The following is a 26,305-nucleotide window of genomic DNA, read 5'->3' as shown; positions in this document are numbered from 1 at the left end:
TTAAAGAGCGTCTGATACTTCGTTCAACTTACTCACCTTGGTAAGTGCAAACTATTGTTTGCGTCGTTGTCCGTGTCAGTGGAGGCGTATAATACATTCCAAATAATTCTGTGCAACCTTTTTTTGAAATTAATTTGAAAAAAGGCTATTAAATTGAATAGTCGAGGCTACACCTCAACTATTCGCAACTCTTTAGGCATCGAAAAGGAGACATTTTCTTCACGGCCTTTTAGCTCTTGTGGCGTATTGCCACCCTCAACAGCCAAACGAGCGATTACTTCATTAACTAGTACTTCGGGCGCAGAGGCCCCAGCGGTGACTCCAACACTAGTAATACCTTGTAACCACGCGGAATCAATTTCTTCTGCACTGTCTATCAGATGTGCCTTTGCTCCCATTCTCTCAGCTAATTCTTTAAGGCGATTTGAATTCGAACTGTTAACAGAACCCACCACAAGAACCAACTCTGACTCTTCAGCTAATGTTTTGACCGCATCTTGACGATTCTGAGTTGCATAGCAAATATCATCTTTTTTCGGACCGCGAATCATAGGATAGTGAGCACGTAACGCGTCGATAACCACTGACGTATCATCCATGGACAAAGTCGTTTGCGTCACAAAAGCAAGACGCTCTGGATTTTTAACAACAAGGTTTGCAACATCTTCAGGACTTTCTACTAAATAAATAGCTCCGCCCTGGCGATCGTCATATTGCCCCATGGTTCCTTCTACTTCCGGATGTCCATCATGGCCAATTAAAATACATTCCATGCCATCACGAGAATAACGGAGCACTTCAAGATGCACTTTTGTCACCAGCGGACAAGTCGCATCAAACACTTTTAAGCCTCTATTCGTCGCTTCATCTCGCACCGCTTTAGAAACACCATGAGCACTAAAGATCACAATGTGATCATCAGGCACCTGATCCAACTCATCAACAAAAACCGCCCCTCGCGCTTTTAAAGTTTCAACGACAAATTTGTTATGCACGACCTCATGACGAACATATATTGGCGCCTCAAACAAATCTAGGCAGCGATTCACAATATCTATTGCGCGATCAACTCCAGCACAAAAGCCACGAGGATTAGCAAGCTGAATAGCAAAACTCATGCTGTAGCCTCGATCGCCACAATATGCGTCCGAAAAGTCAACGAGCGGCCAGCAAGCGGATGATTAAAATCCACCACAACTTCTTTTTCGCCAATATCCGCAATAACACCAGGCAATTCGTTTTTGCTCATATCCGCAAAAGAAACAACCATGCCTTCTTCTAAATCCATTGCAAACTGAGAGCGAGGCATACGCTGGATATTACTTTCATTATGAGCGCCAAACGCTTTCTCTGGCGGCAAAATAAAAGTCTCCTCATCACCCACCTTCATTCCTAAGAGAACTTCTTCAAAGGTAGGCAATAAGTTACCATCTCCAAACACAAAACTAGCCGGTGCTTTAGAGAAATTCGAATCTATTATCTGGCCGTCTTCCAATGACAGTTCAAAATGCAGAGTAACGCGACTCTGCGCAGTAATTATGGTCATTTTTTTACCTCTTCTGGCTTTTTAGACACAAAACTCTCTAGTAGCATCAATATTACACCGATCGTGATAGCACTATCTGCAACATTAAAAGCAGGAAAATACCAAGACTGCTGCCAATGGAACTGCAGAAAATCCACAACATGCCCGTAGACCAACCTGTCATATAGGTTCCCAATCGCCCCACCAAGCACAAAACTTAACGCCAATGCTTCCAGCCGATTGGTATTCGATATTTTTACAAGACGCCAAGTTATACCGACTGACACTATCAACGCGACAGCGGAAAAGAACCAACGCTGCCAGCCACCCGCTTGCGCTAGAAAACTAAACGCGGCTCCCGTGTTGTAGCGCAAAGTCAAATCAAAAAATGGCAACACTGCAATCTCTTGCCCATAGTAAAGACTGGACTCAACGACTTGCTTTGTCGCCCAATCTAAAACGAACAAAACGAAAGCCAGCGCCCACCAGCGCTGGACTCGTTTCCACACAATCAAAGCTGTCATTAGGCGTAAAGGCGCTGTTCACCTTCCCCATCTGGTAAGTTAGAAATACAACGATCGCACAACTCAGGATGCTCTGCTCGTTTACCAACTTCTTCACGATGATGCCAGCAACGTACACACTTGGTGTATTTGCTCAGCTCAACGTGAACTTTTAGACTATCAAGATCGGTAGCAACCGCGTCATCACCCGCTTGAGACAAAGGCAACACCTTCACATCAGAAGCGATTAAGACAAAGCGCAGCTCCTCGCCTAGGCGATTCAATGTTGCTTGCAAAGCATCATCGCAATACAGTGTGATATCAGCACTTAAGCTCGCTTTCATCTTGCCTTCACTACGCGCCGCTTCCAATACTTTATTCGTCGCGACTTTCGCTTCAAGCACTTGCTTCCAGAATTCACGACCCATCGGCTCATCACCAGACAACTCTTCAAGGCCTTCATACCATGTTTCTAAGAACACAGACTCACCACGCTCCCCAGGAAGTGTTTGCCAGATTTCGTCAGCCGTGAAGCTCAAGATCGGTGCAATCCAACGAGAGAAAGCTTCCATCACATGATAAAGCGCAGTTTGCGCAGAACGGCGCGCTAGGCTGTCCTCTTGCGTCGTATATTGACGATCTTTGATAACATCTAGATAAAAACCGCCCAAATCCACAGAACAGAAATTCTGAATTTTCTGGTTAACCGTATGAAATTGGTACTCGTTATAGGCTTTGTTCAACTCTTTCTGCAACAAAGCCGCACGATCCACAATCCAACGATCCAGTGCAATCATGTCACTTGAAGGCACCATATCAGTGGCTGGATTAAAGCCATTCAAGTTTGCCATCATGAAACGCGCCGTATTACGGATGCGACGATAAGAATCCGCAACACGTTTAAGAATTTCATCAGACACAGTCATTTCAGTGGTGTAGTCGGTCGCCGCTACCCATAAACGGATAATATCAGCACCCAAGGTATCCATGACTTTCTGTGGCGACAGTACATTACCCAAAGACTTCGACATTTTGCGGCCATCGCCATCTACGGTAAAACCGTGAGTCAACACTTGCTTATATGGCGGCACACCACGAATCGCAATAGACGTTTTCAATGAAGACTGGAACCAGCCACGATGCTGATCTGAACCTTCTAGGTACAAATCGGCCGGAAAGCTCAATTCCTCTCGCTGATCGATGACAGAATAATGGGTTACACCAGAGTCAAACCATACATCCAGCGTATCCGTTACCTTACTGTATTTTTCAGCATCCGCACCCAGCAACTCTTCTGCTTCCATTTCAAACCAAGCATCGATGCCTTCCACTTCGATGCGCTTAGCAACCTCCTCGATCAAACGTGGCGTTTCAGGATGAAGCTCTTGAGTCTCTTTGTTGATAAATAATGCAATCGGTACACCCCAAGTACGCTGACGAGACACACACCAATCAGGGCTGTTATTCAACATCCCTTCCATACGGTTTTGCCCCCAGCTTGGTACCCATTTCACACCTTCAACAGCATGCTTTGCGGAATCCAGCAAACCCTCTTTGGTCATACTGATAAACCACTGAGGCGTCGCACGGAAGATCAATGGCGTTTTAGTACGCCAGCAATGTGGATAACTGTGGAAGATCTTCGATTCAAACACCAAAGCGTTATTACGATTCAGCGCTTCGAGCACGGCATCGTCAACTTTATAAACATGCAAACCAGCAAACTCGCCTGCAGCATCAGAGTAAACACCATTGTCTTGAACAAGGTTAATCGTACCAATGCCATTTTCACGACCGACATTAAAGTCATCCACGCCGTGGTCAGGTGCAGTATGCACGCAGCCAGTACCCGCTTCCGTTGTTACATGTTCACCTAAGATGACAGGAATATCGCGTTCTAAGAACGGATGATCCAATACAGTACCTGCCAGTTCAGCACCAACAGTGCGACCAACAATACGGAAATCAGCCACACCGTAGCGAGACATCACACTTGCGACCATGTCTTCAGCAACGATTAAACGCTCTTTGCCCAAGCCCATATCGACTTCAACTAGCGCATAGTTAAATTCTGGATGAACAGAGACCGCTTGGCTTGCTGGAAGAGTCCAAGGTGTCGTCGTCCAGATAACAACAGAAACCTTGCCTTCACCCTCAACATCAGAGAATTTAGCAAGCAAAGCCGCTTCGTCTTTTGGCGCATAACGCACATCCAACGACAAAGACGTTTTATCTTGATATTCCACTTCCGCTTCCGCCAACGCAGAACCACCAACAACACTCCAGTAAACTGGCTTAAAGCCTTTTACCAAATGACCGTTCTCAGCAATCTTGCCTAAAGCACGAACAATATTCGCTTCCGTCTTGAAATTCATCGTCAGATAAGGATTTCCCCAATCCCCCATGATACCTAAGCGGATAAAGTCTTTTTTCTGCTCTTCGATTTGCGTATAAGCGTATTCACGACATTTAGCCCGAAACTCTTTAAACGACACCTTAGCACCCGCTTTACCAATCAGCTGCTCAACTTTGTGTTCAATTGGCAAACCATGACAATCCCAACCTGGAATATAAGGCGCATCAAAGCCACTGACGGTTTTAGACTTAACAATAATATCTTTGAGGATTTTGTTAACCGCGTGTCCGATGTGAATACTGCCATTTGCGTACGGAGGGCCATCATGAAGAATAAAAGATTTACGGCCTTTACTTACATCACGTACTTTCTGGTATAAGCCCATATCCTGCCAACGCTTAAGCATTGCAGGTTCACGTTTTGCCAAGTCACCACGCATTGGGAAGTCTGTATCAGGCAAGTTCAGTGTCGGTTTATAATCACTCATGGTTTATCGATTCATCCTCAAAGATAATCAGTTCACTGATTGGACAAAGAAACGCAAAGCCGCGTCTTTATCACATTGAATTTGTTTTTCCAGCTCATCTAGGCTGGCCATTTTTCGCTCTGCCCTAATAAAGTGACAGAAAGTTACCTGCACATACAGGTCATAAAGATCACCATTAAAATCGAATATGTGCACTTCTAATATAGGCGTCTTACCCTGAACGGTCGGGCGCACACCAATATTCGCCACCCCGTTATGAGTGTCTCCATTAACGCTTAAGGTCACCGCATACACACCAGAAAGCGCTGGTTTAATGCCTTTAAGATGCACATTAGCTGTTGGAAACCCTAGCTTGCGTCCAAGTTGCTGACCATGTATTACACGACCACTTAAAGTCACCGTATGCCCCATATTCATTTGCGCTGCAGCGACATCACCACGCTCAAGTACGCCTCTTAGCAAAGTACTGCTAATCCGTTCGCCCAAAGCGTTTAACACTGAAGGGGTATTTTCAACGTCAAAATGGTGATCAACGCCAAACTCCCGCAGGTAATCAAAGTCACCTTGTCGATCGCAGCCAAACCGAAAATCATCGCCCACCACAAGATGCTTAACGGACAAACCATCAAACAAAATTTGCTGACAAAAGGCTTTCGCCGTTAACTGCTGAAGCTTAGGGTTAAACGGCATACAAAGCACATAATCGATGCCCTGACCTTGTAAAGACTGTATTTTGTCTCGTAAACGACTAATACGCCCCGGCGCCGTCTCAGGAGCAAAAAACTCCCTTGGCTGAGGCTCAAAAATCATTATTCCAGCGGGCGCATTGTATTGCTTAGCCAAGGCTTTGACGCGAGCTAAGATTGCACTGTGACCTAGATGGACACCGTCAAAATTCCCTATCGTCAACACACAATTTTTATGCCTTGAACGGATATTATGAATACCGCGAATTAACTCCATAGAACCCCGTACAAAACACTGACTCTCAGCGTTGAAAAAATAACCATAATTATATAGCAGTTAAACCCATGAAGGTAGGCTAGAACAAGGGCAAGATATTTAAAGGCCGTTTCGCTGCATAAGCAATTGAGCTATTCGCCAATTACCCTTGATGCTTTAGCATAGAAGGACGCAATCCCACAACAACAGCCACCGACACATACACAAAAACCCCGATTGCAACGATCAGCAGCGTAAAGCCGATGCGCGCCAAATCCGCCATTTCCGTCCACAGCAGACCCTGCTGTAGAAAAACATACAAGGATGCACCCAACGCCAAGGTGGCGGCCAACAAAATTCGCAACAGACGACGCCATTGTAATGAGAACACATGATAATTTTGTTTATATAAGCCACGCCACAACAAGAACGCGTTTAAAGCCGCAGACAGGCTGGTCGCCAAGGCCAGACCCACATGACCAAACGGCCACACTAAAATTAAATTCAGAACCATATTTGATACCATAGCAATGATGCCGATGCGGACCGGCGTTCTGACATCCTGCCTTGCATAATAGCCAGGTGCCAATACTTTTATCAGCATCATAAATACCAGCCCCAATGAGTATGCTTGCAAACTCTGCGCCGCCATCTGCACATCAAACACAGTCAACTCACCACGATAAAAAATCGTCGCTATTAGAGGCTCCGCCAACATAAACAACGCCAGCGATGATGGAACCGCAATCAGCAATAAAATTCGCAACGCCCAATCTAGCGTACTAGAAAAAGACGTTGACTCACCGCTCGAAAAGCTACGCGACAAAGACGGCAGAATCACCGTACTGATGGCAATAGCAAAAATCCCCAGTGGCAGTTCATACAAGCGATCCGACAAATACAGCCAAGTAATGCTGCCCGTTTGCAAAAAAGATGCAAGGACTGTATCTAACAACAAATTAATTTGACTTACCGAGACTCCAAATAAAGCTGGCCCCATCAGTATCAAAATACGCTTCACCCCAGGATGACCAAAGCCTAGCGTTGGCATAGGCAACAACTTGAGCCTGGCCAAAAATGGCATTTGAAACACCAACTGTATCAGCCCAGCAAAAAACACACCCCAAGCCACTGCCGTTTCCGCCTGCGCTGCCGAGCGAGCGAAAAAAAGCGTCGCTACAATAAGGGATACGTTTAAAAAAATGGGGGTAATCGCAGGGACAGCATATTCACCGTGAGCATTTAAAATCCCACCAGCCAGAGCGGTCAAAGAAATAAACAACAAATACGGAAAGGTAATCACCAATAAGTCAGCCGTTAATGCCAGCTGTTGATCATCGCCAGAAAAGCCTGGCGCAAAAACATACACTATCCACGGCGCGCACAGCATAAAAAGCGCTGTCACACACAACAATACCAAAGTAAGAGAACCAGAGACCGCAGCCACTAAAGCGCGCACCTCATCCGTACTTTGTTTTACTCGATAATCGCTTAAAACGGGGACAAACGCCTGAGCAAAGGCCCCCTCAGCAAATAAACGCCGAAAAAAGTTAGGGATTTTAAAGGCCACGTAAAAAGCATCTGCGCTGCCGCTCGCACCTAAAACATAAGCCAATGCCGCATCTCTTACTAACCCTAGGATACGCGAAAGAAAGGTGCAAATAGAGACCAAGACACCAGAACGTAACAAAGACAAAGACTTAGGCGCTTTACCTGACGTGGGATTTGTTTCAGACATAGCCGTTTACAACACACCGAATGGATACATCCGCCAAGAATAACACCTGCAGGCGCATCAAGGCAGCCAATTATATGCGCTCATTTGATTAATATTTGTATAATAGGGTTGTGACCGCGCTAAAAACTGGTAAAATCCGCCGCGAGATTTCAAAGTTTATACTTGACATTAATTTCACGAGGCAGCAGAGTGCTGTGTCGTTTTAATCCAAACTTAAAGGAGCCAGACCGTGGCAAATTCCGCCGGTTCAAAAAAACGTGCGCGCCAGGCAATCAAAAGTCGCGCTCACAATGGTAGCCTTCGTTCAATGGTTCGCACATACTTGAAAAAAGTAGATGCTGCTATCGAAACAGGCAATCAAGCTGAAGCACAAGCAGCTTACTCTCTAGCCACTTCACAGCTAGATAAAGCAGCAAACAAAGGTCTATACCACAAAAATAAAGCAGCTCGTCATAAGAGCCGCTTGAGTGCAAAGATCAAAGCATTGGCGTAAGCCATATAAAAAAACCGGCTTTAGCCGGTTTTTTTATGTCTTTTTTTACTAAATAATCACTAAATCATCTCGATGAATTAACTCAGGCTCACCTTTGTAACCCAGAATCGCTCCAATATTAGACGAGGGCTGACCAAGCAGCTTCAACGTTTCAGCCACACTGTAGTTCACTAACCCTCGCGCAACCAGACCACCTTGCAAATCGACACAAATAACCATGTCTCCGCGCGAAAAAGTGCCCTGCGCATCTTTCACTCCAACAGCCAAAAGACTCGTACCTGCTTTTCGCAACGCCTTTACAGCACCATCATCTAAAATTAAGGCTCCACGACTCTTCAAGTGCCCTGCTAACCATTGCTTACGCGCCGCCACTCTTCCATGCTCCGGCTGCAACCAAGTTCCTAACATTTCGCCTGACGCAACACGAACGATCACATTTTCTTCGCGACCTGAAGCTATCAAGGTATCCGCACCAGAACGTGCAGCCAAAAGCGCCGCTCGAACTTTCGTTAACATCCCACCACTACCAAGCACACCCGCACCACCGCTCGCCATAGACTCAAGACGATCATCCGATGCTGAAATATGAGAGATTAGCGTTGCATCTTTATGGTCACGTGGATTCTTATCGAACAATCCCTGCTGATCCGTAAGGATAATCAACAAGTCAGCCTCGATAAGATTAGCAACCAAGGCGCCCAGCGTATCATTATCGCCAAAGCGAATTTCGTCGGTTACAACCGTATCATTCTCGTTAATTATAGGTACAACACCAAAGCCAAGCAAAGTTCGCAATGAAGAACGCGCGTTTAAATAGCGTCGACGATTGGACAAATCATCATGGGTAAGCAAAATTTGTGCTGTACACAAGCCATGCTTCTCAAAGTGAGACTCATAGACCCCAACTAGTTCCATCTGCCCAACCGCGGCAGCTGCCTGCAGCTCATTTACCTGAGTGGGGCGAGAAGAAAAACCAAGGCGCTTCATGCCAGCCGCAATAGAGCCAGAAGACACCAAAACCACCTCTTTACCTTGAGCCCGCAATTGTGCAATCTGAGTCACCCAAAGGCCAATCCGAGCAACGTCCAACCCTTGACCATCATTGGTCAATAAAGCACTGCCTATCTTGACAACAATACGCTGCGCCTTTGCTATTTTTTCTCGCATTTCCATGATACTAGTTATTCCCACTCATCAGATTAGCTAACGTATTCCACTTCCACATCGTAATCATCTTCATCGAAATCGTCATCATCCAAAAACTTACCTTCTTTACGGCGTCTTTCACGAAGCGCCATGATGCGATTGCGACCTTCTTCATCAATCAAGGTACGCAAGGCTTTCTCTTTTTCACGCGCTTCTGGGCTTTCTAACAACAATTCACGTTTTTCATCCAGCGCCGTCATCAGATCCAAACACAAGACCTCTGTGCCCTCACCCGATATCGCTGAAATGCGATAGGCTTTGCCTTCCCACCCAAGGGCGTCAATCACGCTTTGGCAACGCTCTTCCAACTCATCTTCTGGCACCATGTCGGTTTTATTTAATACCAACCAACGATCTCGACCTGCTAATGCAGGACTGAACTGATGCAATTCGTTAACCGCAATGACCGCTGCTTCCGCTGGAGTAATGTCATCCCAAGGCGCCAAATCAACAATGTGTAACAAAATACGGTTACGCACCAAGTGTTTCAAGAAACGAATACCCAGACCTGCGCCTTCAGATGCCCCTTCAATAATTCCAGGAATATCAGCAATAACAAAGCTTTGATGTTTCTTAACTTTTACCACACCCAGGTTTGGCACCAAGGTGGTGAACGGATAATCTGCCACCTTTGGCTTAGCAGAGGACACCGCACGAATAAAGGTCGACTTACCCGCATTAGGAAGACCAAGCAACCCGACATCTGCCAACACCTTCATTTCCAGCTTGAGCGTACGCTCTTCACCTATCGTGCCTTTTGTCGTCTGTCTCGGAGCACGGTTGGTACTGGATTTGAATCGAGTATTCCCCAAACCATGATGACCACCTTGAGCGACTTTTAATGTCTGCCCATCACGAACAAGATCACCCAACGTCTCGCCGGTATCCTCATCAATCACGGTTGTACCGATCGGCACCTTAATCTCAAGATCCGCCCCTTTCGCGCCGGTCATATCCCGACCTTGACCACTCTCACCGCTTTCAGCAATGTATTTTTTCGTAAAACGAAAATCGATCAGCGTGTTTAACGCTTCATCAGCAACCAGTATTACACTGCCGCCATTACCGCCATCACCGCCATCAGGACCACCTTTAGCGACAAATTTTTCGCGCCAAAAACTCAGCGCTCCATTTCCACCTTTACCCGCTCTTACATAGATACTGGCTTCATCAACAAATTTCACAATAACACCTCTTCGGTGGACTATCAGAATCAACAAACTCTGATTATAGAATTCTTCCAAAAAAAAAGCCCCGCGTCGCGGAGCTTTTTTTAAGTTTTAAATAAGCAATTAAGCCGCTACGACAGAAACCGTACGACGCTTAAACTTACCTTTCACTTCAAACTTCACTTGACCTTCAACGACAGCAAACAAAGTGTGATCTTTACCAATCTGAACACCAACACCTGGGTGGAACTGAGTACCACGCTGACGTACAAGAATGTTACCTGGGATCACAACTTGACCACCAAAACGTTTGACACCTAATCGTTTCGACTCGGAATCGCGACCGTTACGAGTACTACCACCCGCCTTTTTATGAGCCATGACTTACTCCTTAAATTTGAATAGTTAGCGTTTAGTTAATGCCAGTTATTTTCACTTCTGTGAACCACTGACGATGACCCATACGCTTCATAGAGTGCTTACGACGACGGAATTTCAAAATTTTCACTTTGTCTCCGCGACCATGAGCAACAACCTCAGCTGTTACTTTAGCGCCTTCTACAACTGGTGCACCAACTTTAACGTCGTCGCCGTTGCATACAAGAAGAACGTCATCGAACTGAATCGCGCCGCCTTCTTCAACCGCTAATTTTTCAACCTTAAGGGTTTGGCCTTCTTGTACACGGTATTGCTTACCGCCAGTTTTGATCACTGCAAACATGTTCTTCTCCAATAAGATTTACCCGGCTACTGAATTTGAATTTGACCTATTTCTAGTGGCAATGACTTTTGGTGAAAAAACACAAAAAGACCGTAACCATATGGTAGGGAGCAAAATGTAGGTAAATCGGACGCGAGATTGTACAAAATCAAACCACCCAATACAAGCCAAAAGCAACACCTTTGTATATTTTTCGCGTTTTAGGTTGACCATTACATTGGGCTTACCTAGCATGGGCACACCCGCTGATCAGCTTAAGACTTTTTTAGCTTCGGAAATTGCATGCAACCTACACAAATACATGACGTTGTGGCCACTGAATTTGGCCAAGTTAATGACTATATCATCTCACAATTAAGCAGCGATATTCCGCTTATTGAGCAAATTGGCTATTACATCATCAGCAACGGTGGCAAACGTCTCAGACCACTGCTCGTTCTACTTGCCGCAAAGGCCAGTGCAGAGCTTGATCAAAAAAAGCTCGACCAAGCCATTCAAATGGCGACCATTATAGAATTCATTCACACCTCCACCTTACTTCACGACGACGTAGTGGATGAATCCGACATGCGACGCGGCAAAAAAACCGCTAATGAAGAATGGGGCAATGCACCGAGCGTACTCGTGGGTGATTTTCTGTATTCACGGGCCTTTCAAATCATGGTCGACGTTGGCAGCATGCAATGTATGAGCATTCTAGCCAAAACCACCAATATAATTGCAGAAGGTGAGGTGCAACAGCTTATCAACTGCGGCGATCCAGATACAACAGAAGAAAGTTACTTAAAAGTCATCCAATACAAGACCGCTAAGCTCTTTGAGGGCGCAGCACTTTGCGGTGCCGTGGTTGCTAATGCCAGCCTCCCGCATCAAAAAGCATTGCAAGATTACGGTATGTACGTTGGCACAGCGTTTCAGCTTATCGACGACGTGATGGATTACACCAGCACAGCAGAAGAAATGGGCAAAAGTGTCGGTGATGATCTTGCTGAAGGCAAACCGACTCTACCGCTCATTTACACCATGAAGCATGGAACAGAAGGCGCTGTAAAACGCGTAAGAACCGCCATAGAAACGGGTGGACTTGAACAGCTAGACACCATTATCGATGATGTACAACGCTGTGGTGCTATTCAATACACTGAGCAAAAGGCGCAACAACAAGCTGACCTCGCTATTGCTGCTATAGAGCCACTTCCCGATTCAGACTACAAAGCCGCGCTGATCGCCCTAGCTCACGCGTCCGTTAAACGTCGCAACTAGGGTCTAGTATCTCGGTTATTGTCTGCGCCGTTGCCCAGGGATGCTGCTGCATAAAACAGTGGCCTCCCTCAACCTCGATAATCTGAATATTTGAATTCATCTTGGCGGCCAGTTGATAAGCCTCCTTGAAGTAATCAAACGTACCTTTGCCCTGAAGAATGTATGTCGGCACAGAAATATTGGCGATCGCGCGCCACAGTCCTTTTGGATAACTTGAAAAAATCGCGGCTTCCATCCAAGTGGGACAAGACAGCTGATAGTGGCCTTTATGGTCTCGCTGCAGCGAAGAAGCAATATAGTCGTCTAAGCAATCAGCTTGCCAGCCTTTAAACGTGCCTCTCTCATAAAAACTGTTTTTTACCTGCGCCAAGCTTTCCCACTGGGTGCGTCGCCGCCGCGCTTGCCTCGCCAAAGGAATTTGGCTCTTTAACCCTGTGAGTTTGACGCCACGCATCATCCAAATCAGACGCGGTGGAAACAAAGCAGGATCAAGCAGCACCATTCGATCAAACAAGTTTTGCTCTTGATCGTTCATCAGCACCGTAATGCACCCACCAAAACTGTGGCCCACACCAATCAATTCATGACCCGACGGCTGACGAGACAAAGAACGTAATGACTCGACCAAACGAGAAGCGGTTCTGTTCCAACCGATAAAAGCCTTACCGGCAGTTGATCCACCATGACCTGGTGCATTTTGTAAAATGACATCATAACCTTTCAGTTGCTGCAGAAAAGAAAGATAGGTTGACGCCGCGAACCCATTGCCATGTAAAAAATGAATACTGGCTTTACTACCGTCAGAATATTGGCGGTAACCTTGAATGAATTCCTCGCCTTGATAATGTCGCCATGGCACTAAATCTACGTTGTTTTTTATACTCATCACGATTTCTCAAGCTTAACCAGACATAACCCAAACAAATATCTTAACAGAGACTTCTAGAAAAATAAGTAATGTCATTTTCACCAAAAAGCACTTTATTAACAGCAAGACCCACGCTAATACGGTATTCGATGTAAATATGATCAATTTTCATGCAGGTAATTTGGTTTTTTTCCCTTCAAACATTCATATTAAGGTTTCAAACCGATATAATCAGATGGATTTTTCTACTGCAAATTGGACCACGACAATCCGCCAGACCACTTTTAGTCAGCGGCCGGATGTGGATATAGGACTATAATGACTACAGCTTCATCTTTTGAAAAAGACGAACTATTAAAATGCGGCCACGGCGAAATGTTTGGTGCAGGTAATGCACAACTTCCTGTTGGCAACATGCTAATGATGGATCGAATCACTCATATATCATCGGACGGTGGAGAGCATGGCAAAGGCGAAATCGTTGCCGAACTCGACATCCACCCAGACCTTTGGTTTTTTGCGTGCCACTTCCCTGGCGACCCTGTTATGCCTGGCTGTCTTGGCCTAGATGCGATGTGGCAGCTGGTAGGATTTTTTCTTGGGTGGAAAGGCAACAAAGGTCGCGGACGCGCACTGGGTTCAGGTGAAGTAAAATTCACTGGGCAAATTTTACCTACTTCAAAGAAAGTAACCTTCCATATCCAGCTAAAACGCGTTATTGAGCGTAAATTAGTAATGGGGATTGCAGACGGAAGCGTTAAAGTTGATGGTCGTGAAATTTACACTGCAAAAGATTTGCGTGTTGGTTTGTTTACCTCAACGGACAACTTCTAAAGATTAAGAATGAAAGAGGCACATTTATGCGTCGTGTAGTAGTAACAGGTCTTGGCATTGTCAGTTGCCTAGGCAACGATAAAGAGAGCGTTTTAAACTCCTTGCTTGAAGGTCGGTCTGGCATTCGTTTTGCTGAAGATTACAAAGAGCATGGCTTTCGCAGCCATGTTTGTGGTCGTATTGATTTAGATGCAGAAGGCATTGATCGTAAGGTTCGCCGTTTCATGGGTGACGCCGCCACCTACGCTTATGTTTCCATGCAGCAAGCTATTGCAGACGCTGGCTTAACAGAAGATCAAGTTTCCAATATCCGTACTGGCTTAGTGGCTGGCTCTGGTGGCGCTTCTGCGCGAAATCTAGTAGATTCTGCGGATACCCTACGCGAAAAAGGCGTAAAACGTGTCGGTCCATATCGTGTTACTCAAACTATGGGCAGTACGGTTTCCGCATGTTTAGCGACGCCTTTTAAAATTAAGGGTGTAAACTACTCCATCACATCGGCTTGTTCTACCAGTGCGCACTGTATTGGTAACGCTATGGAACTTATCCAACTAGGCAAACAAGATATCGTTTTTGCCGGTGGTGGTGAGGAAGAAAGCTGGACTCAGACTTGTATGTTTGATGCCATGGGCGCCTTGTCGTCCAAGTATAACGATACACCTGAAAAAGCGTCTCGTGCTTACGATGCAAACCGTGACGGTTTCGTTATCGCAGGCGGTGGCGGCATGCTCGTCATTGAAGAGCTTGAGCACGCTAAAGCACGCGGTGCAAAAATCTACGCAGAATTAGTCGGCTACGGTGCGACATCCGATGGCTACGACATGGTAGCACCTTCTGGCGAAGGCGCTGTGCGCTGCATGCAAATGGCCATGAGCACGATTGATGGCGACATCGATTACATCAATACTCACGGCACAAGCACACCTGCTGGCGACATGAAAGAACTGCAAGCGGTTAATGAAACGTTTGGTGACAAGATTCCAGCGATCAGCTCGACAAAATCTTTGTCTGGCCACTCATTAGGAGCCGCGGGCGTTCATGAAGCGATTTACTGCCTACTGATGATGGAAAATAATTTTATTGTTGCTTCAGCAAATATTGACGAAGTTGACCCAGCAGCGGGTGACATCCCTGTTGTCCTCACTCGTCAAGACAACGTTGATTTGAATTTAATCATGTCTAACAGCTTCGGATTTGGCGGCACCAACGCCAGCTTGGTATTCAAAAAATACACAGCTTAAAACGTCTTTGAAGCCATCAAAAAAGCCGCATCATGGATGCGGCTTTTTTATTCTCTGAACTGTTTTCAGACTTAATAACAAACGCATTAAAACAAAAAATCGTTTCCTTTAGGAAGCTTCGCCATTTCAGCTCGCATCCAAACATCCATCTCTTCATGCAAGGCCGATGTTTTTTTCCCTTCCGATTCGATAATAGGGCCAATCACAACACGAATTGTTCCTGGGAACTTACGCCAACGTTTACCTGGCCACACGTAACCCGCATTATGAACTACAGGCAAGATGGGCACACCTGCTGAGGTGGCCAACATAGCGGCGCCTTTGTTAAAGGCTTGCTCTTGGTTAGGGGCAATTCTCGTCCCTTCAGGAAAAATCAACACAGAGCGACCATCTTCTAAACGCTCTTTGCCTTGACTAATAATTTGCTTGAGCGCATTAGTACGTTGCGATCGGTCAATGGCAATCGGCTGAACCATGCGTAAGCCCCAACCAAAAAAAGGCACGGCAAGCAGTTCTTTTTTGAGCACAGTCGAAACGGGGGCCATCAACACTTGTAAGACATAGGTCTCCCATTCGCTTTGATGATTGGCCACCAGCACGACAGGTCGCTCTTTATTGATGTGTTCGCGCCCTATTATCTCCACCTTAACGCCGCAGGCCACTCGAAAAACAAAAAGCAAACCTTTGTTATGCAAATTGAGCACAGGTTGGCGATACGCTTTCGGCAATAAAATTGTCGCGAAAGGCGCTAATACACCAAATATCAGTGTCGATACCATGTAATAAATAAAGAAAACCGTTGAGCCGACCCACGATCTCGATGACTCCCAAACATTCATTGGCTCCTGCTCCCTACGATTCTTTGCTTAAAAACTTTTGTTGTTGCTTGAGGGGATTAGCGTACATTGCTAAGACCGTTTCTCTTAAATTATCTGGGCAGCGCTCAAGATAACTTGAAAAAGCACTGTCTGCTGAAGGTAAGCCTTGCTGCAGCGCAAGCGCGGCTTCATTCGTCGGTTGAATCGCATAATTCGTAATGATTTGGCGATCTACCTCAGCCACAAATTCTTCAGGTGTTTCAAAACCTTCTTTGATGACATCACCAAAGGTCACCACCACTTTTCCTTTCTGACCCACAATGCCGTTTTTAATGCTGTCGATGTCTTCAAATTCGGCTTTTTCATAATTGCCTGTTGTCGACTTTTGATGCAATTCCCGCGCTTTTTCAAAGGCACAGGGATCATATTCATAAGAAATAGAAACTGGCACAATGTTTAAGTTTGCCATTGCTTCCGCAAAAGGCACTTTCTCTTTCTTCTGGCTCATATAAAACATTTTTATAATGGCAGGATCCGTTTGGTCCAATCCATCTTTAGCGCGCCCTTCTTTTTGAGCAATCCAAATGTTGCATTTATCTTTAGTCAACGACGTTGAAATATAAGCAGATAACTGCCCAAAAGCCGCCATCATTTCACGAATACCATTCGCAGAACGCTTCACGATAAAGCTTTTATTCAAGCGCATCAGGTCCGACACAAATGGGCGACGCAGTAAATTATCGCCTATAGCGATACGAACCGTGTTTAACCCAGCAAGATACAAACCGTAATTCACAAAGGCAGGGTCCATTGCGATGTCCCTATGGTTAGATAGGAACAAATATCCTTTCCCCTTCGCTAATTTTTCAATGCCTCTGTATTCCACATTGGTCGTTGTGGTTTTAATCATGCGCTCCATGTAACTGGCCACACGCATTTGAAACTCATCAACGCTGGAAATATTCGCAATCTGTCGCTTTAACGCAATTTTGACACAGAAGGCGATTGGCGCATGCAAAAATGCGGGCCATTTCGCAAAACGAAAGCCCATAATAGTATTAATAAAATCCGGTGACTCCACCAGATTGTGCAGCACCTCGGCGACCTCTTCGTCGTTGTAGGGCCGTATGTCATGAAACTGATCCATTGCTTTTTCCATCAGTAAAAACTGGGTTGTTTTTGTATCGTTATTTAGTGTCTACAAGGTTTGGATATCAAAACCAAGCGCTTCTAATTCTGCACGCTTAGACGGCGACGTCACCACGGCCACACTTTCATTTTCTTTTATCAAATACGTCTTGGTAACCTGCTTCAGCTGCTCAATGGTAACCGCCAAAATCTTGGCACGAAACGCTTCCCGGTAGGCCAAACTACGACCATGCAGATGCACATAAAAATCGCTCTGTGCCTCGCCTGCGGGTGAGCTCGGTTTATCCATGGAGCCAATCACACCAAGAATGGCCTCTTCAAGGGCGTCCTCACTGTGTGCCTCATTCAACATCCACTCAATAGACGCATCAAAATCTGCCAAGGTTTCGGTCAGACGAGGGTCACGGTAGGAATAAAAGCGGAATGAGCCCGAACCACCGTCAAAGCTAGCACCACCACCGTAGGCACCGCCCTGTTCGCGGATGGCGCGATGTAAGAAACCGTTGCGCAAAAAGCCGCCCAATACCACTAAAGCGGCAACATCTGGGTGCTCTCCGTACGCCGCACGAAAAGCCTTACTGCAAAAGTTCACTTGCGTAGACGTTAACCACGCCACGTTGACATTCGCATCTACCGGTGCCAATGCGAAGGGGCTGTGTGTACTGCCTATTGGCAGGTCCGCAAAAACCGCTTGCACATCATGCAGAACACTGGCTTCATGCTGAGGTTCGGCCACCAGCAAGATTTGCTTGTTGGCTTGTAATAATTTTTCATGCAAACGTTTGAAAACCGCCAAAACATCAGCAGCCTTGCTGCTGTCGGCTTTTATTGCATCATCCAGCACAATGGCAGAGCGAATACCAGACATACCACTCCACTTCTCCTGCTGCTGCGCCAAACCAGACAAAGCACTAGACGCCGCAGACATCGCCAACGAATGACCTTGGCCTGTGATCGATTGCTCACGGCGAGCACGGCGTTGGGCCACTAACTCTTTGACTCGACTCACCTCATCAAAGCGAACATGTAACATGGTGTCTTTCAGTAACTGGCTCATCGCCTTCACGTTGGGCACTAGCGCTTTAGTCGATAATATGAAATAGCCGCTCAATGACTGACGATCTGCTATCGTTGCACGAATGGAGTTCGATGCCCCTAAACCACCACAAACCTGAGCTTGACGCTCTTGAACCGCCAAATAGTCGTCTTCGCCAATACCCAATTCGGTCATCATGGAAGAAAATAAAGGCAGATACTCTACCTCTTCTTCATCCAATTCAGGCAAATCAATCACCAACTGCTGATAGACCAAGCCATTGGTACCTTGTGGATAGAAGGTCATAGGCAATTTGCCTGTTAATTTTTTGTGCTCATATTCTGGCAAACGCGCTGGTACGTCTTCTAACCCCACCTTGGGTAAAATACTCATGTCATCAACTTGTGCCTGACGCGCCTTTAAAGCCGCGCTGCGAGTAATAATGTGTTGCTTTTCTTCGTCACTCAACGCCGCTTTTATTTGGCTCAAACGGTCTTTCTCAGCCTGATTTCGGCGGGCTTCAAGGGCGTCATCCGGGCTTAATGTTAACGTGACTCGGTGAGCGTTAGAGAGCAATAAGGTGTTAATTAGATTTGGAATATACGCTTGGTCTTGGACTTTTTCGCGCATCGCATTGATAACCGGGTCTAGATCCAACTGGGCGATCACATCTCCCGCATGAACAGCGGTCGACAAGCCCGCTAAGATCAACTGCAAACCATATGGGTAACTGCCGCCGCCAATCTCACGCTGACTCAATTCTAATTGATGCAACATGGCATCCACCATCTCTTGTGGCACCCCTTTCTCGGCAATATTTTCCAGCGTCGACAACACCAACGCTTCGACTTTCGCAGCGTCTTCTCGTTTAACCCCTTCAAGGCCGCACATAAAGCTCATTTCTTTGTTGCTGTCTTCAAGACCGCATAATGGCGATGGTGCGCGACCCAACTCGCTGTTTTCTAACACCCGAAGCAGTGGCGAAGCACTGTTATCCAGCAACACACTGGACAACAATTGCGCTTCAAATTGTTGATTCAAATCGGTACTTTCACCAAGCAGCCAACCAACAACCACGTGGCTACCGTCCTCTTTGACTTCATCCGCCGCGTAACCTTCTTCTACCCGCACAGGAGAAAAATAACGCTTCGCATTCGGCACGCGGACCTGTGTTTGCAAACGCTCGAAACGACTCAAAACTTTATCTTCAAATTCCGCTTGCAGTGTTTCCGCAGGGATGTCGCCAAAGGTCATGAACACCGCATTAGAAGGATGATAGTGAGTGCGATAGAACGCCAATAGATCGTCATAAGACAAATCCGGAATGTCCGTTGGCTCACCACCGGAATTAAAATGATAGGTATTATTTGGGAACAGATACTTAGTTAGAGATTGCCATAATACTGACGTAGTGGAACTCATCGCCCCTTTCATTTCATTGAATACCACGCCTTTAAAGGTCAATTCTGACTCGGCATTATCCGGCTCAGCAAACTCCAAACGATGGCCTTCTTGGGAGAAATCCAATTCATCTAAGCGAGAAAAGAATACCGCATCCAGATAAACACCCAGCAAGTTGTGAAAGTCTTTCTTGTTTTTGCTAGCAAATGGATAAGCCGTCCAATCAGACGACGTAAAGGCATTCATAAAGGTATTCAGCGAACGGCGGATCATCATAAAGAAAGGATCTCGTACCGGAAAACGCTCAGAACCACACAACACCGTGTGCTCAAGAATATGGGCCACGCCGCAAGAATCGGTTGGTACCGTTTTTAAGCCCACCAGAAAAACGTTTTCGTCGTTCTCGGAGGCAATATGAAAGTGTTTAGCACCGGTTACGGTGTGTTCGAACTCTTGAACAGTAACATTAAGAGCGTCGATAAACTCACTGCGAAGAAACGTAAATGCAGGATGGTGCGCGGTGCGATTTGCCATTCTCTACCTCGATAAAATTAGAATACGATAACAATCATGTTTTGGGCAGCTTGGATACACTTAAGACAACATAGGCCCAAGACAGCAAAGTGGCGAGATTATAGCAAAAACATGGCTTTTACTGCACGAACTAACGTGATTGCACAGCTAAGGCAGCGCAGCACCTTAACGTTTTTGATGTTTTTCCCAGTTTTCTAAACGCGCTTGCTCTGTCTTTTTAAACAAGACATACACAGCACCTAAGCCACCATGATGGCGCTGTGCACTGTGAAAAGCCATAATCGCGTCCAGCTCTTTTAGCCACTTATTAATGTGACTTTTAAGCATGGCGCGCATTTCTGGGTCCGGTGTACGATCGCCTTTACCGTGGACAATAATCGCCACACGAATGTCATTGCGCACACAATCATCCACAAATTGATACACTTGGTCCCGTGCCTGCGCCACCGTGTGACGATGCAGATCTAAACGCGCCTCAATGCCATACTTACCTTGCCTTAAGCGTTTAAAAACCCCATCTTGAACGCCCGAACACTTATACTCAAGCACATCAGTAGGCTCCACTTTTTCCACGTAATCTTGTGACAAATGATTCCTATCGGCTTCTTTTGCAATCAAGGCCGCCTGTTGACGTGCGATAAAATTGACTTCTGGCCCTTTCTTACTTAAATAGACTTCGCTTTTTCTAAGTGGCTTTATGCCCGCCACTTCCTGAGCAAACAAAGACGTTTCATCTTCGTCGTTCACTGTAGATACCTCTTTGGTTTACGCATCTTCTCTGTAAAAGCACTATAAAACAATAAAGGCCCCTAACAGGAGCCTTTTTTATCTAACCGTCGCCTCAGAATGGAATGTCATCGTCGAAGTCGTCAAAATTCGGCGCGGGCTGAGGCTTTTGCTCAGGCGCTTTCGGAGTCGGTTGCTGTGGCGCACGTTGCTGCGGTGCGGCTTGAGCCGGTGCTTGCTGTGGCTGATTTCCCCAACTACCAAAAGATTGTGGTTGCGGTGCTGACGCAGGCTGATGAGCAGGCGCCTGTGGTGCTTGACCATAACCACCTTGAGGCTGATTAAAGCCACCTTGAGGTGCGTGCTGTTGTGGTGCCTGTTGCACTGGCACTTGACCATATCCACCTTGTTGAGGAGCAGACTGTTGTGGCGCATTGCCGTAGCCGCCACCGCCTTGCATAGAATCGTAACCACCACTTTGCTGTCCAGCACCGTCGCCACGCCCATCAAGCAACTGCATTTCATTCGCTATGATTTCTGTTGTGTAACGCTTAATGCCGTCTTTTTCCCATTCACGAGTACGCAAAGAGCCTTCAATGTAGACTTTTGAGCCCTTTTTAATAAAGTCGCCTGCAATCTGTCCAAGACGATAGTTGCCGCGATCCATAAAAGCGACTCGGTGCCATTCAGTGCGCTCTTGCATCTGGCCTGTTTGCTTATCACGCCAGCTTTCTGAAGTTGCTAAGTTCACGTTCGCAACGGCGGCGCCCGATGGCATAAAACGCACTTCGGCATCGTTGCCTGCGTTGCCAATCAAGATGACTTTGTTTATTCCACGTGCCATGACGTTCTTCTCCAAATTAAATATAAAAATACGTTCTGCTTTAAAGGGTTACCTGCGGCGCTAAGCGCAACAAAGTGTCCTTATCTAATCTTTTTTTATCGACTTTAAGATAAGCCGTCTGCTCATCTTCGAAAATTTGCATACCTTCCACTCCTTGGATTTCAGAAAGTTGATCCGCCAACTTCGTGACTTCTTCATTTGTCATTTTAGGCAAGCTAAACGCAATACTGCTTAACTGTCGAGGAGCAGGCTGCGTCAAGCAGACAAGCGACCACGCTAGAAAGACCACGCCCACGACCCAAAAGACACCACCCTCTGGGTGATATTGCAGCAGCCAACCGCCACTAACCCCCCCCAGAAAAGATCCCATAAACTGGTGTGTTGAAAATACCCCCATTGCCGTTCCACGGTAACCAACAGGAGCAAGTTTGCTCACTAAAGACGGTAATACAGCCTCTAGAGAATTAAAACCAACAAAATACAACCATAACAAGACACCAAACACCCATAAATAAGGCGCCCAATGCAACGAAATAGAGCTGACGCCAAGCAGAACAAGGACGATAACCAGCACTTCTTTCATCTTATTTTTGGATTCAGCAATAATCACTAATGGTAGCATACCTATAAAAGCAAAACCCATAATGACAAGGTACAACCAACTATGTTGTGCCAATGGAAAATCAAACTGCTGAATCAACAAACTTGGCACCGTCACAAACAAAGCCGTTAAACTGGCATGTAGAAGTAAAACACTGATATTCAAAAAGCGCAGGCGTGTATCTTTTAAAACAGCCCCTAGAGCCTGCAGACTGGGCGTCGTGTCTCGACGAAACGTGTGCTGCACTATATTAGGCACGGCAAAAAGAATGAGAACGATGCCCAGTAACGACAAGACAAGCGATAAGTAAAACAAGCCAGCAAGACCAATAAGCGCATAAAGCCATGGCCCCAGCACCAAAGACAACATAAAAGAAGCCCCTATACTGACGCCTACAAGCGCCATCGCCTTGGTACGGTTTTGCTCTTTTGTCACATCACTTAATAACGCCATTAGGGTGCTGGCTATCGCTCCCGCCCCTTGTACGGCTCGCCCAACAATGAGCGTGAATATATCGTCAGCATTCGCACAAATCAGACTGCCCACAGCAAACAGCAGCAAGCCAATAACAATGACTCGCTTGCGGCCAATCTTGTCAGACCACATCCCCATTGGAATTTGCAGACCCGCTTGAGTCAGGCCATAAACACCAATAGCTAGACCGATTAAAGCCGCTGTCGCACCAGACATGTCATCCGCCGCCACACTGATAATGGGCATAATGAGAAAGAGCCCGAGCATTCTAAATAAATAGATGGTTGCCAAGGCAAGAACAGAACGTCGCTCGAGTAGATCCATATGGGAATTACAACCGTTTAACTTAGGAACTTAAAAAAGGTAGCATTTTACTTAAAATAGCGTTGAAGCTCCATTTCAACTACTGTAAAAATAGACAGTTATTTTATTTACTTGCTGATTCATTTTTGTTGCTCGACTTTTATTGGAGACTCATGGATACCATTACCCTACGCGGGGCCCGCACTCACAACCTGAAAAATGTGGACTTAGACATCCCAAGAGACAAACTTGTGGTGATAACTGGCCTTTCAGGCTCAGGTAAATCCTCTCTCGCCTTCGATACATTATACGCTGAAGGTCAACGACGTTACGTAGAATCTTTGTCTACTTACGCCAGACAATTCTTATCCATGATGGAAAAGCCCGACATTGACCATATTGAGGGCCTGTCTCCGGCCATCTCGATTGAGCAAAAATCCACGTCCCACAACCCCAGATCAACCGTTGGTACAATAACAGAAATCTATGATTATCTACGATTGTTATTTGCCAGAGCGGGGCAGCCACGTTGCCCAGATCATGGCGAGCCTCTAGAGGCACAAACTGTATCCCAGATGGTCGATAATGTTTTGTCGTTGCCAGAAGACACCAAGATGATGCTACTTGCGCCCATCATCAAAGATCGAAAAGGTGAGCACTTACACACTATTAGTGACCTGCTATCAAAAGGCTTTATACGTGCAAGAATCGACGGAATAGTGGTGGATTTAGACGACGCACCGACGCTTGAAAAAAACAAAAAACATACCATCGAAGTGGTGATTGACCGCTTCAAGGTACGCTCAGATTTGCAATTACGCTTGGCAGAGTCGTTTGAAACCTGTCTTGGCTTATCCGATGGCATCGCTAAAGTCATCAACATGGATAACGAAAAAGAAGAGTATGTATTTTCCAGTAAATTCGCTTGTCCTGTTTGTGGTTACAGTTTGACTGAGCTCGAGCCGCGACTCTTTTCCTTTAACAACCCTAACGGTGCTTGTCAGACTTGCGATGGGCTTGGCACACATCAAATGTTCGATCCAGATCGAATCATTCAAGATGAAACACTGACGTTAGCAGAAGGCGCGATTCGAGGCTGGGGGCGCCGCAGCATTTTTTATTACCAGCAGTTAAGCGCCCTAGCAAAGCATTACAATTTTAATATTGAAACAAAATATCAAGACATCCCTGATGAATTCAAAAAACGTATTTTACAAGGCTCTGGAAAAGACAAAATCGATTTTGTTTACATTAATGAACGCGGCGATAAAATGACACGCTCTCATTCCTTTGAGGGTGTTATCCCAAATTTACAACGCCGCTACCATGAAACCGAATCAGAAAGCGTTCGCGATGACCTGTCACAATACATTAGCGTACAACCCTGTCCAGATTGCCATGGATCACGGCTTAACCGCTCTGCTCGCAACGTCTTTATCGCTGAACAAACACTCCCTGAAGTCGTTACCTACCCTATAGCGGAATGTCTAAAGTACTTTGAAGCATTAGACTTACCAGGCTCCCGCGGGGAGATAGCGTCCAAAATACTCAAGGAAATTCGTGATCGCTTAACCTTTTTAGTCAACGTCGGTTTAGAGTACCTCACGCTCGATCGTAAAGCGGACTCGCTTTCAGGCGGTGAAGCACAACGTATCAGGCTTGCCAGCCAAATTGGAGCGGGTCTCGTTGGTGTCATGTATATCCTTGATGAACCATCCATTGGTTTACACCAGCGCGATAACGAACGACTCATTGCAACCTTGACGAGATTAAGAGATTTGGGCAATACCGTGATTGTTGTCGAACATGACGAAGATGCCATTCGGGTAGCCGACTTTGTGGTCGATATCGGTCCAGGGGCGGGTGTTCATGGGGGACAGATTATCGCCAGTGGTACGCCTCAAGACATCATGGATTGTGAAGAGTCGGTGACTGGACAGTTTCTCACCGGTAAACGTAAAATTGAAATACCTAGCATTCGACACAAAGCCAAAAACGAACAGTTCCTGACTCTTATTGGTGCAACGGGCAACAACCTGAACACAGTGAATTTGAAGATTCCTGTTGGCGTAATGACCTGCATTACCGGTGTCTCTGGCTCAGGCAAATCCACACTCATTAATGGTACCTTGTATCCCCTGGCGGCAACCGCCTTAAACGGCGCCACAACTCTTAAAGCCGCCCCACACGAACGTATCGAGGGGCTTAACCTGTTCGATAAGTGTGTGGATATTGATCAAAGCCCAATTGGACGCACACCAAGATCAAACCCAGCGACCTATACGGGTATCTTTACTCCCATGAGAGAACTCTTCTCAGCGACCCAAGAGTCGCGCTCTCGGGGCTATAAACCGGGAAGATTTAGCTTTAACGTAAAAGGCGGACGATGTGAAGCTTGTCAGGGAGATGGTGTTATCAAAGTAGAGATGCATTTTCTGCCAGACATTTACGTGCCTTGTGATACCTGTAAAGGTAAACGCTACAATCGTGAGACATTAGAAATACATTATAAGGGCAAAAATATTCACGATTGTCTTGAAATGACCATCGAAGATGCACGAGAATTTTTTGACCCTGTACCTTCTATTGCTAGAAAATTACAAACTCTAATGGATGTAGGTTTAGGTTATATTCGTCTTGGTCAAGCAGCGACAACCTTATCGGGCGGTGAGGCTCAACGCGTCAAACTGGCCAAAGAATTGTCCAAAAGAGATACTGGCACCACGCTCTACATACTGGATGAACCAACAACAGGATTGCACTTTGCCGACATAGAGCAATTATTGAAAGTACTTCATCGTTTAAGAGACCATGGCAACACGGTAGTAGTAATCGAACACAATCTTGACGTCATAAAAACCGCAGACTGGATTGTCGATCTTGGTCCTGAAGGAGGTAGCGGTGGCGGCTACATTGTTGCAGAAGGGACACCTGAAGACATTGCTGTAGCGACCAACTCCCATACCGGTCGATTCTTGAAAAATATGCTTGCCTGATCAAGTCGCTATGACCTAATAGATCAAAAACCCCGACAAGTTAATCTAGTCGGGGTTTTTTGTGCATTTTTTGGAGA

Annotated in this window: 22 protein-coding genes; 5 read left to right on the top strand and 17 right to left on the bottom strand. The window is 46.0% G+C overall.

Annotated elements, in window-relative coordinates; genetic code table 11:
- Nucleotides 1–167: 167 nt before the first annotated feature.
- The 6 genes from ispH to murJ all read right to left on the bottom strand — a co-directional run bounded on the left by ispH (nucleotide 168) and on the right by murJ (nucleotide 7,551).
- Nucleotides 168–1,118 (bottom strand): 4-hydroxy-3-methylbut-2-enyl diphosphate reductase, encoded by a 951-nt coding sequence (gene ispH, locus EBI00_RS14850; RefSeq protein ID WP_123096725.1) that lies wholly within the window; start codon nucleotides 1,116–1,118, stop codon nucleotides 168–170.
- Nucleotides 1,115–1,546 carry an FKBP-type peptidyl-prolyl cis-trans isomerase gene (locus EBI00_RS14845; protein ID WP_123096724.1) on the bottom strand — a complete coding sequence of 144 codons (432 nt, stop codon included), beginning with the start codon at nucleotides 1,544–1,546 and terminating at the stop codon, nucleotides 1,115–1,117. Before EBI00_RS14845 ends, ispH begins: the two co-directional genes overlap by 4 nt.
- Nucleotides 1,543–2,049: a signal peptidase II gene (lspA, locus tag EBI00_RS14840; RefSeq protein WP_123096723.1), complete on the bottom strand. Its 507-nt coding sequence runs from the start codon at nucleotides 2,047–2,049 to the stop codon at nucleotides 1,543–1,545. The genes EBI00_RS14845 and lspA overlap by 4 nt, the downstream gene beginning before the upstream one ends.
- Nucleotides 2,049–4,871 (bottom strand): isoleucine--tRNA ligase, encoded by a 2,823-nt coding sequence (gene ileS / locus EBI00_RS14835; RefSeq protein ID WP_123096722.1) that lies wholly within the window; start codon nucleotides 4,869–4,871, stop codon nucleotides 2,049–2,051. Before ileS ends, lspA begins: the two co-directional genes overlap by 1 nt.
- A gap of 27 nt (nucleotides 4,872–4,898) precedes the next feature.
- Nucleotides 4,899–5,834, bottom strand: a complete 936-nt coding sequence (ribF, locus tag EBI00_RS14830) for a bifunctional riboflavin kinase/FAD synthetase (RefSeq protein WP_123096721.1) — start codon at nucleotides 5,832–5,834, stop codon at nucleotides 4,899–4,901.
- 142 nt (nucleotides 5,835–5,976) lie between these two features.
- A complete protein-coding gene (gene murJ, locus EBI00_RS14825; RefSeq protein WP_123096720.1) occupies nucleotides 5,977–7,551 on the bottom strand; it encodes a murein biosynthesis integral membrane protein MurJ in 1,575 nt (524 codons plus the stop codon).
- Between the two features lie 229 nt (nucleotides 7,552–7,780).
- On the opposite strand from murJ, the gene rpsT reads away from it, so the two are divergent.
- Nucleotides 7,781–8,044 (top strand): 30S ribosomal protein S20, encoded by a 264-nt coding sequence (gene rpsT, locus EBI00_RS14820; RefSeq protein WP_123096719.1) that lies wholly within the window; start codon nucleotides 7,781–7,783, stop codon nucleotides 8,042–8,044.
- Between the two features lie 48 nt (nucleotides 8,045–8,092).
- Here rpsT and proB read toward each other — a convergent pair whose 3' ends face one another.
- The 4 genes from proB to rplU all read right to left on the bottom strand — a co-directional run bounded on the left by proB (nucleotide 8,093) and on the right by rplU (nucleotide 11,140).
- Nucleotides 8,093–9,217 carry a glutamate 5-kinase gene (gene proB, locus EBI00_RS14815; protein WP_123096718.1) on the bottom strand — a complete coding sequence of 375 codons (1,125 nt, stop codon included), beginning with the start codon at nucleotides 9,215–9,217 and terminating at the stop codon, nucleotides 8,093–8,095.
- Nucleotides 9,218–9,243: 26 nt separating this feature from the next.
- The gene (cgtA, locus tag EBI00_RS14810) at nucleotides 9,244–10,434 is read right to left on the bottom strand and encodes an Obg family GTPase CgtA (RefSeq protein WP_123096717.1); all 1,191 of its coding nucleotides are present in this window, start codon (nucleotides 10,432–10,434) and stop codon (nucleotides 9,244–9,246) included.
- A 108-nt stretch (nucleotides 10,435–10,542) separates the two neighbouring features.
- Nucleotides 10,543–10,800, bottom strand: coding sequence for a 50S ribosomal protein L27 (gene rpmA, locus EBI00_RS14805; RefSeq protein WP_123096716.1), 258 nt, complete (start codon nucleotides 10,798–10,800; stop codon nucleotides 10,543–10,545).
- A 31-nt stretch (nucleotides 10,801–10,831) separates the two neighbouring features.
- A complete protein-coding gene (gene rplU / locus EBI00_RS14800) occupies nucleotides 10,832–11,140 on the bottom strand; it encodes a 50S ribosomal protein L21 (protein ID WP_123096715.1) in 309 nt (102 codons plus the stop codon).
- Between the two features lie 282 nt (nucleotides 11,141–11,422).
- On the opposite strand from rplU, the gene ispB reads away from it, so the two are divergent.
- Nucleotides 11,423–12,403, top strand: a complete 981-nt coding sequence (ispB, locus tag EBI00_RS14795; protein ID WP_123096714.1) for an octaprenyl diphosphate synthase — start codon at nucleotides 11,423–11,425, stop codon at nucleotides 12,401–12,403.
- Here ispB and EBI00_RS14790 read toward each other — a convergent pair.
- Nucleotides 12,387–13,289, bottom strand: a complete 903-nt coding sequence (locus EBI00_RS14790) for an alpha/beta fold hydrolase (protein ID WP_123096713.1) — start codon at nucleotides 13,287–13,289, stop codon at nucleotides 12,387–12,389. The two genes, ispB and EBI00_RS14790, sit on opposite strands and share 17 nt — an antisense overlap.
- Nucleotides 13,290–13,589: 300 nt before the next feature.
- Between EBI00_RS14790 and fabA the strand changes: the two genes are divergently transcribed.
- Together fabA and fabB are read left to right on the top strand one after the other, a co-directional pair.
- Nucleotides 13,590–14,105, top strand: coding sequence for a bifunctional 3-hydroxydecanoyl-ACP dehydratase/trans-2-decenoyl-ACP isomerase (fabA, locus tag EBI00_RS14785; RefSeq protein ID WP_123096712.1), 516 nt, complete (start codon nucleotides 13,590–13,592; stop codon nucleotides 14,103–14,105).
- Between the two features lie 26 nt (nucleotides 14,106–14,131).
- Nucleotides 14,132–15,346: a beta-ketoacyl-ACP synthase I gene (fabB, locus tag EBI00_RS14780; protein WP_123096711.1), complete on the top strand. Its 1,215-nt coding sequence runs from the start codon at nucleotides 14,132–14,134 to the stop codon at nucleotides 15,344–15,346.
- Nucleotides 15,347–15,432: 86 nt separating this feature from the next.
- Here the strand turns inward: fabB and EBI00_RS14775 are convergent, their stop codons facing one another.
- The 6 genes from EBI00_RS14775 to EBI00_RS14750 form a co-directional block, all read right to left on the bottom strand.
- On the bottom strand, nucleotides 15,433–16,185 hold the full coding sequence (locus EBI00_RS14775; RefSeq protein ID WP_123096710.1) for a lysophospholipid acyltransferase family protein: 753 nt from the start codon (nucleotides 16,183–16,185) through the stop codon (nucleotides 15,433–15,435).
- Nucleotides 16,186–16,198: 13 nt separating this feature from the next.
- Nucleotides 16,199–17,311, bottom strand: a complete 1,113-nt coding sequence (locus EBI00_RS14770) for a 1-acyl-sn-glycerol-3-phosphate acyltransferase (protein ID WP_123096709.1) — start codon at nucleotides 17,309–17,311, stop codon at nucleotides 16,199–16,201.
- Between the two features lie 51 nt (nucleotides 17,312–17,362).
- Nucleotides 17,363–20,284 (bottom strand): insulinase family protein, encoded by a 2,922-nt coding sequence (locus EBI00_RS14765; RefSeq protein ID WP_123096708.1) that lies wholly within the window; start codon nucleotides 20,282–20,284, stop codon nucleotides 17,363–17,365.
- 165 nt (nucleotides 20,285–20,449) lie between these two features.
- Nucleotides 20,450–21,031 carry a DNA endonuclease SmrA gene (gene smrA / locus EBI00_RS14760; RefSeq protein ID WP_123096707.1) on the bottom strand — a complete coding sequence of 194 codons (582 nt, stop codon included), beginning with the start codon at nucleotides 21,029–21,031 and terminating at the stop codon, nucleotides 20,450–20,452.
- A gap of 94 nt (nucleotides 21,032–21,125) precedes the next feature.
- Nucleotides 21,126–21,854: a single-stranded DNA-binding protein gene (gene ssb, locus EBI00_RS14755; RefSeq protein ID WP_123096706.1), complete on the bottom strand. Its 729-nt coding sequence runs from the start codon at nucleotides 21,852–21,854 to the stop codon at nucleotides 21,126–21,128.
- Nucleotides 21,855–21,894: 40 nt separating this feature from the next.
- Entirely contained in the window at nucleotides 21,895–23,253 is a 1,359-nt protein-coding gene (locus EBI00_RS14750; protein ID WP_123096705.1) for an MFS transporter, read from the bottom strand.
- 152 nt (nucleotides 23,254–23,405) lie between these two features.
- Between EBI00_RS14750 and uvrA the strand changes: the two genes are divergently transcribed.
- Nucleotides 23,406–26,228 carry an excinuclease ABC subunit UvrA gene (gene uvrA, locus EBI00_RS14745; protein ID WP_123096704.1) on the top strand — a complete coding sequence of 941 codons (2,823 nt, stop codon included), beginning with the start codon at nucleotides 23,406–23,408 and terminating at the stop codon, nucleotides 26,226–26,228.
- Nucleotides 26,229–26,305 lie beyond the last annotated feature (77 nt).

The sequence above is a fragment of the Marinomonas hwangdonensis genome, assembly GCF_003721245.1.
In the GTDB taxonomy this organism is placed as follows: Bacteria; Pseudomonadota; Gammaproteobacteria; order Pseudomonadales; family Marinomonadaceae; genus Marinomonas; species Marinomonas hwangdonensis.
Note: the sequence above shows the minus strand (reverse complement) of the source record. Positions and strands in the feature narration are given on the sequence as shown.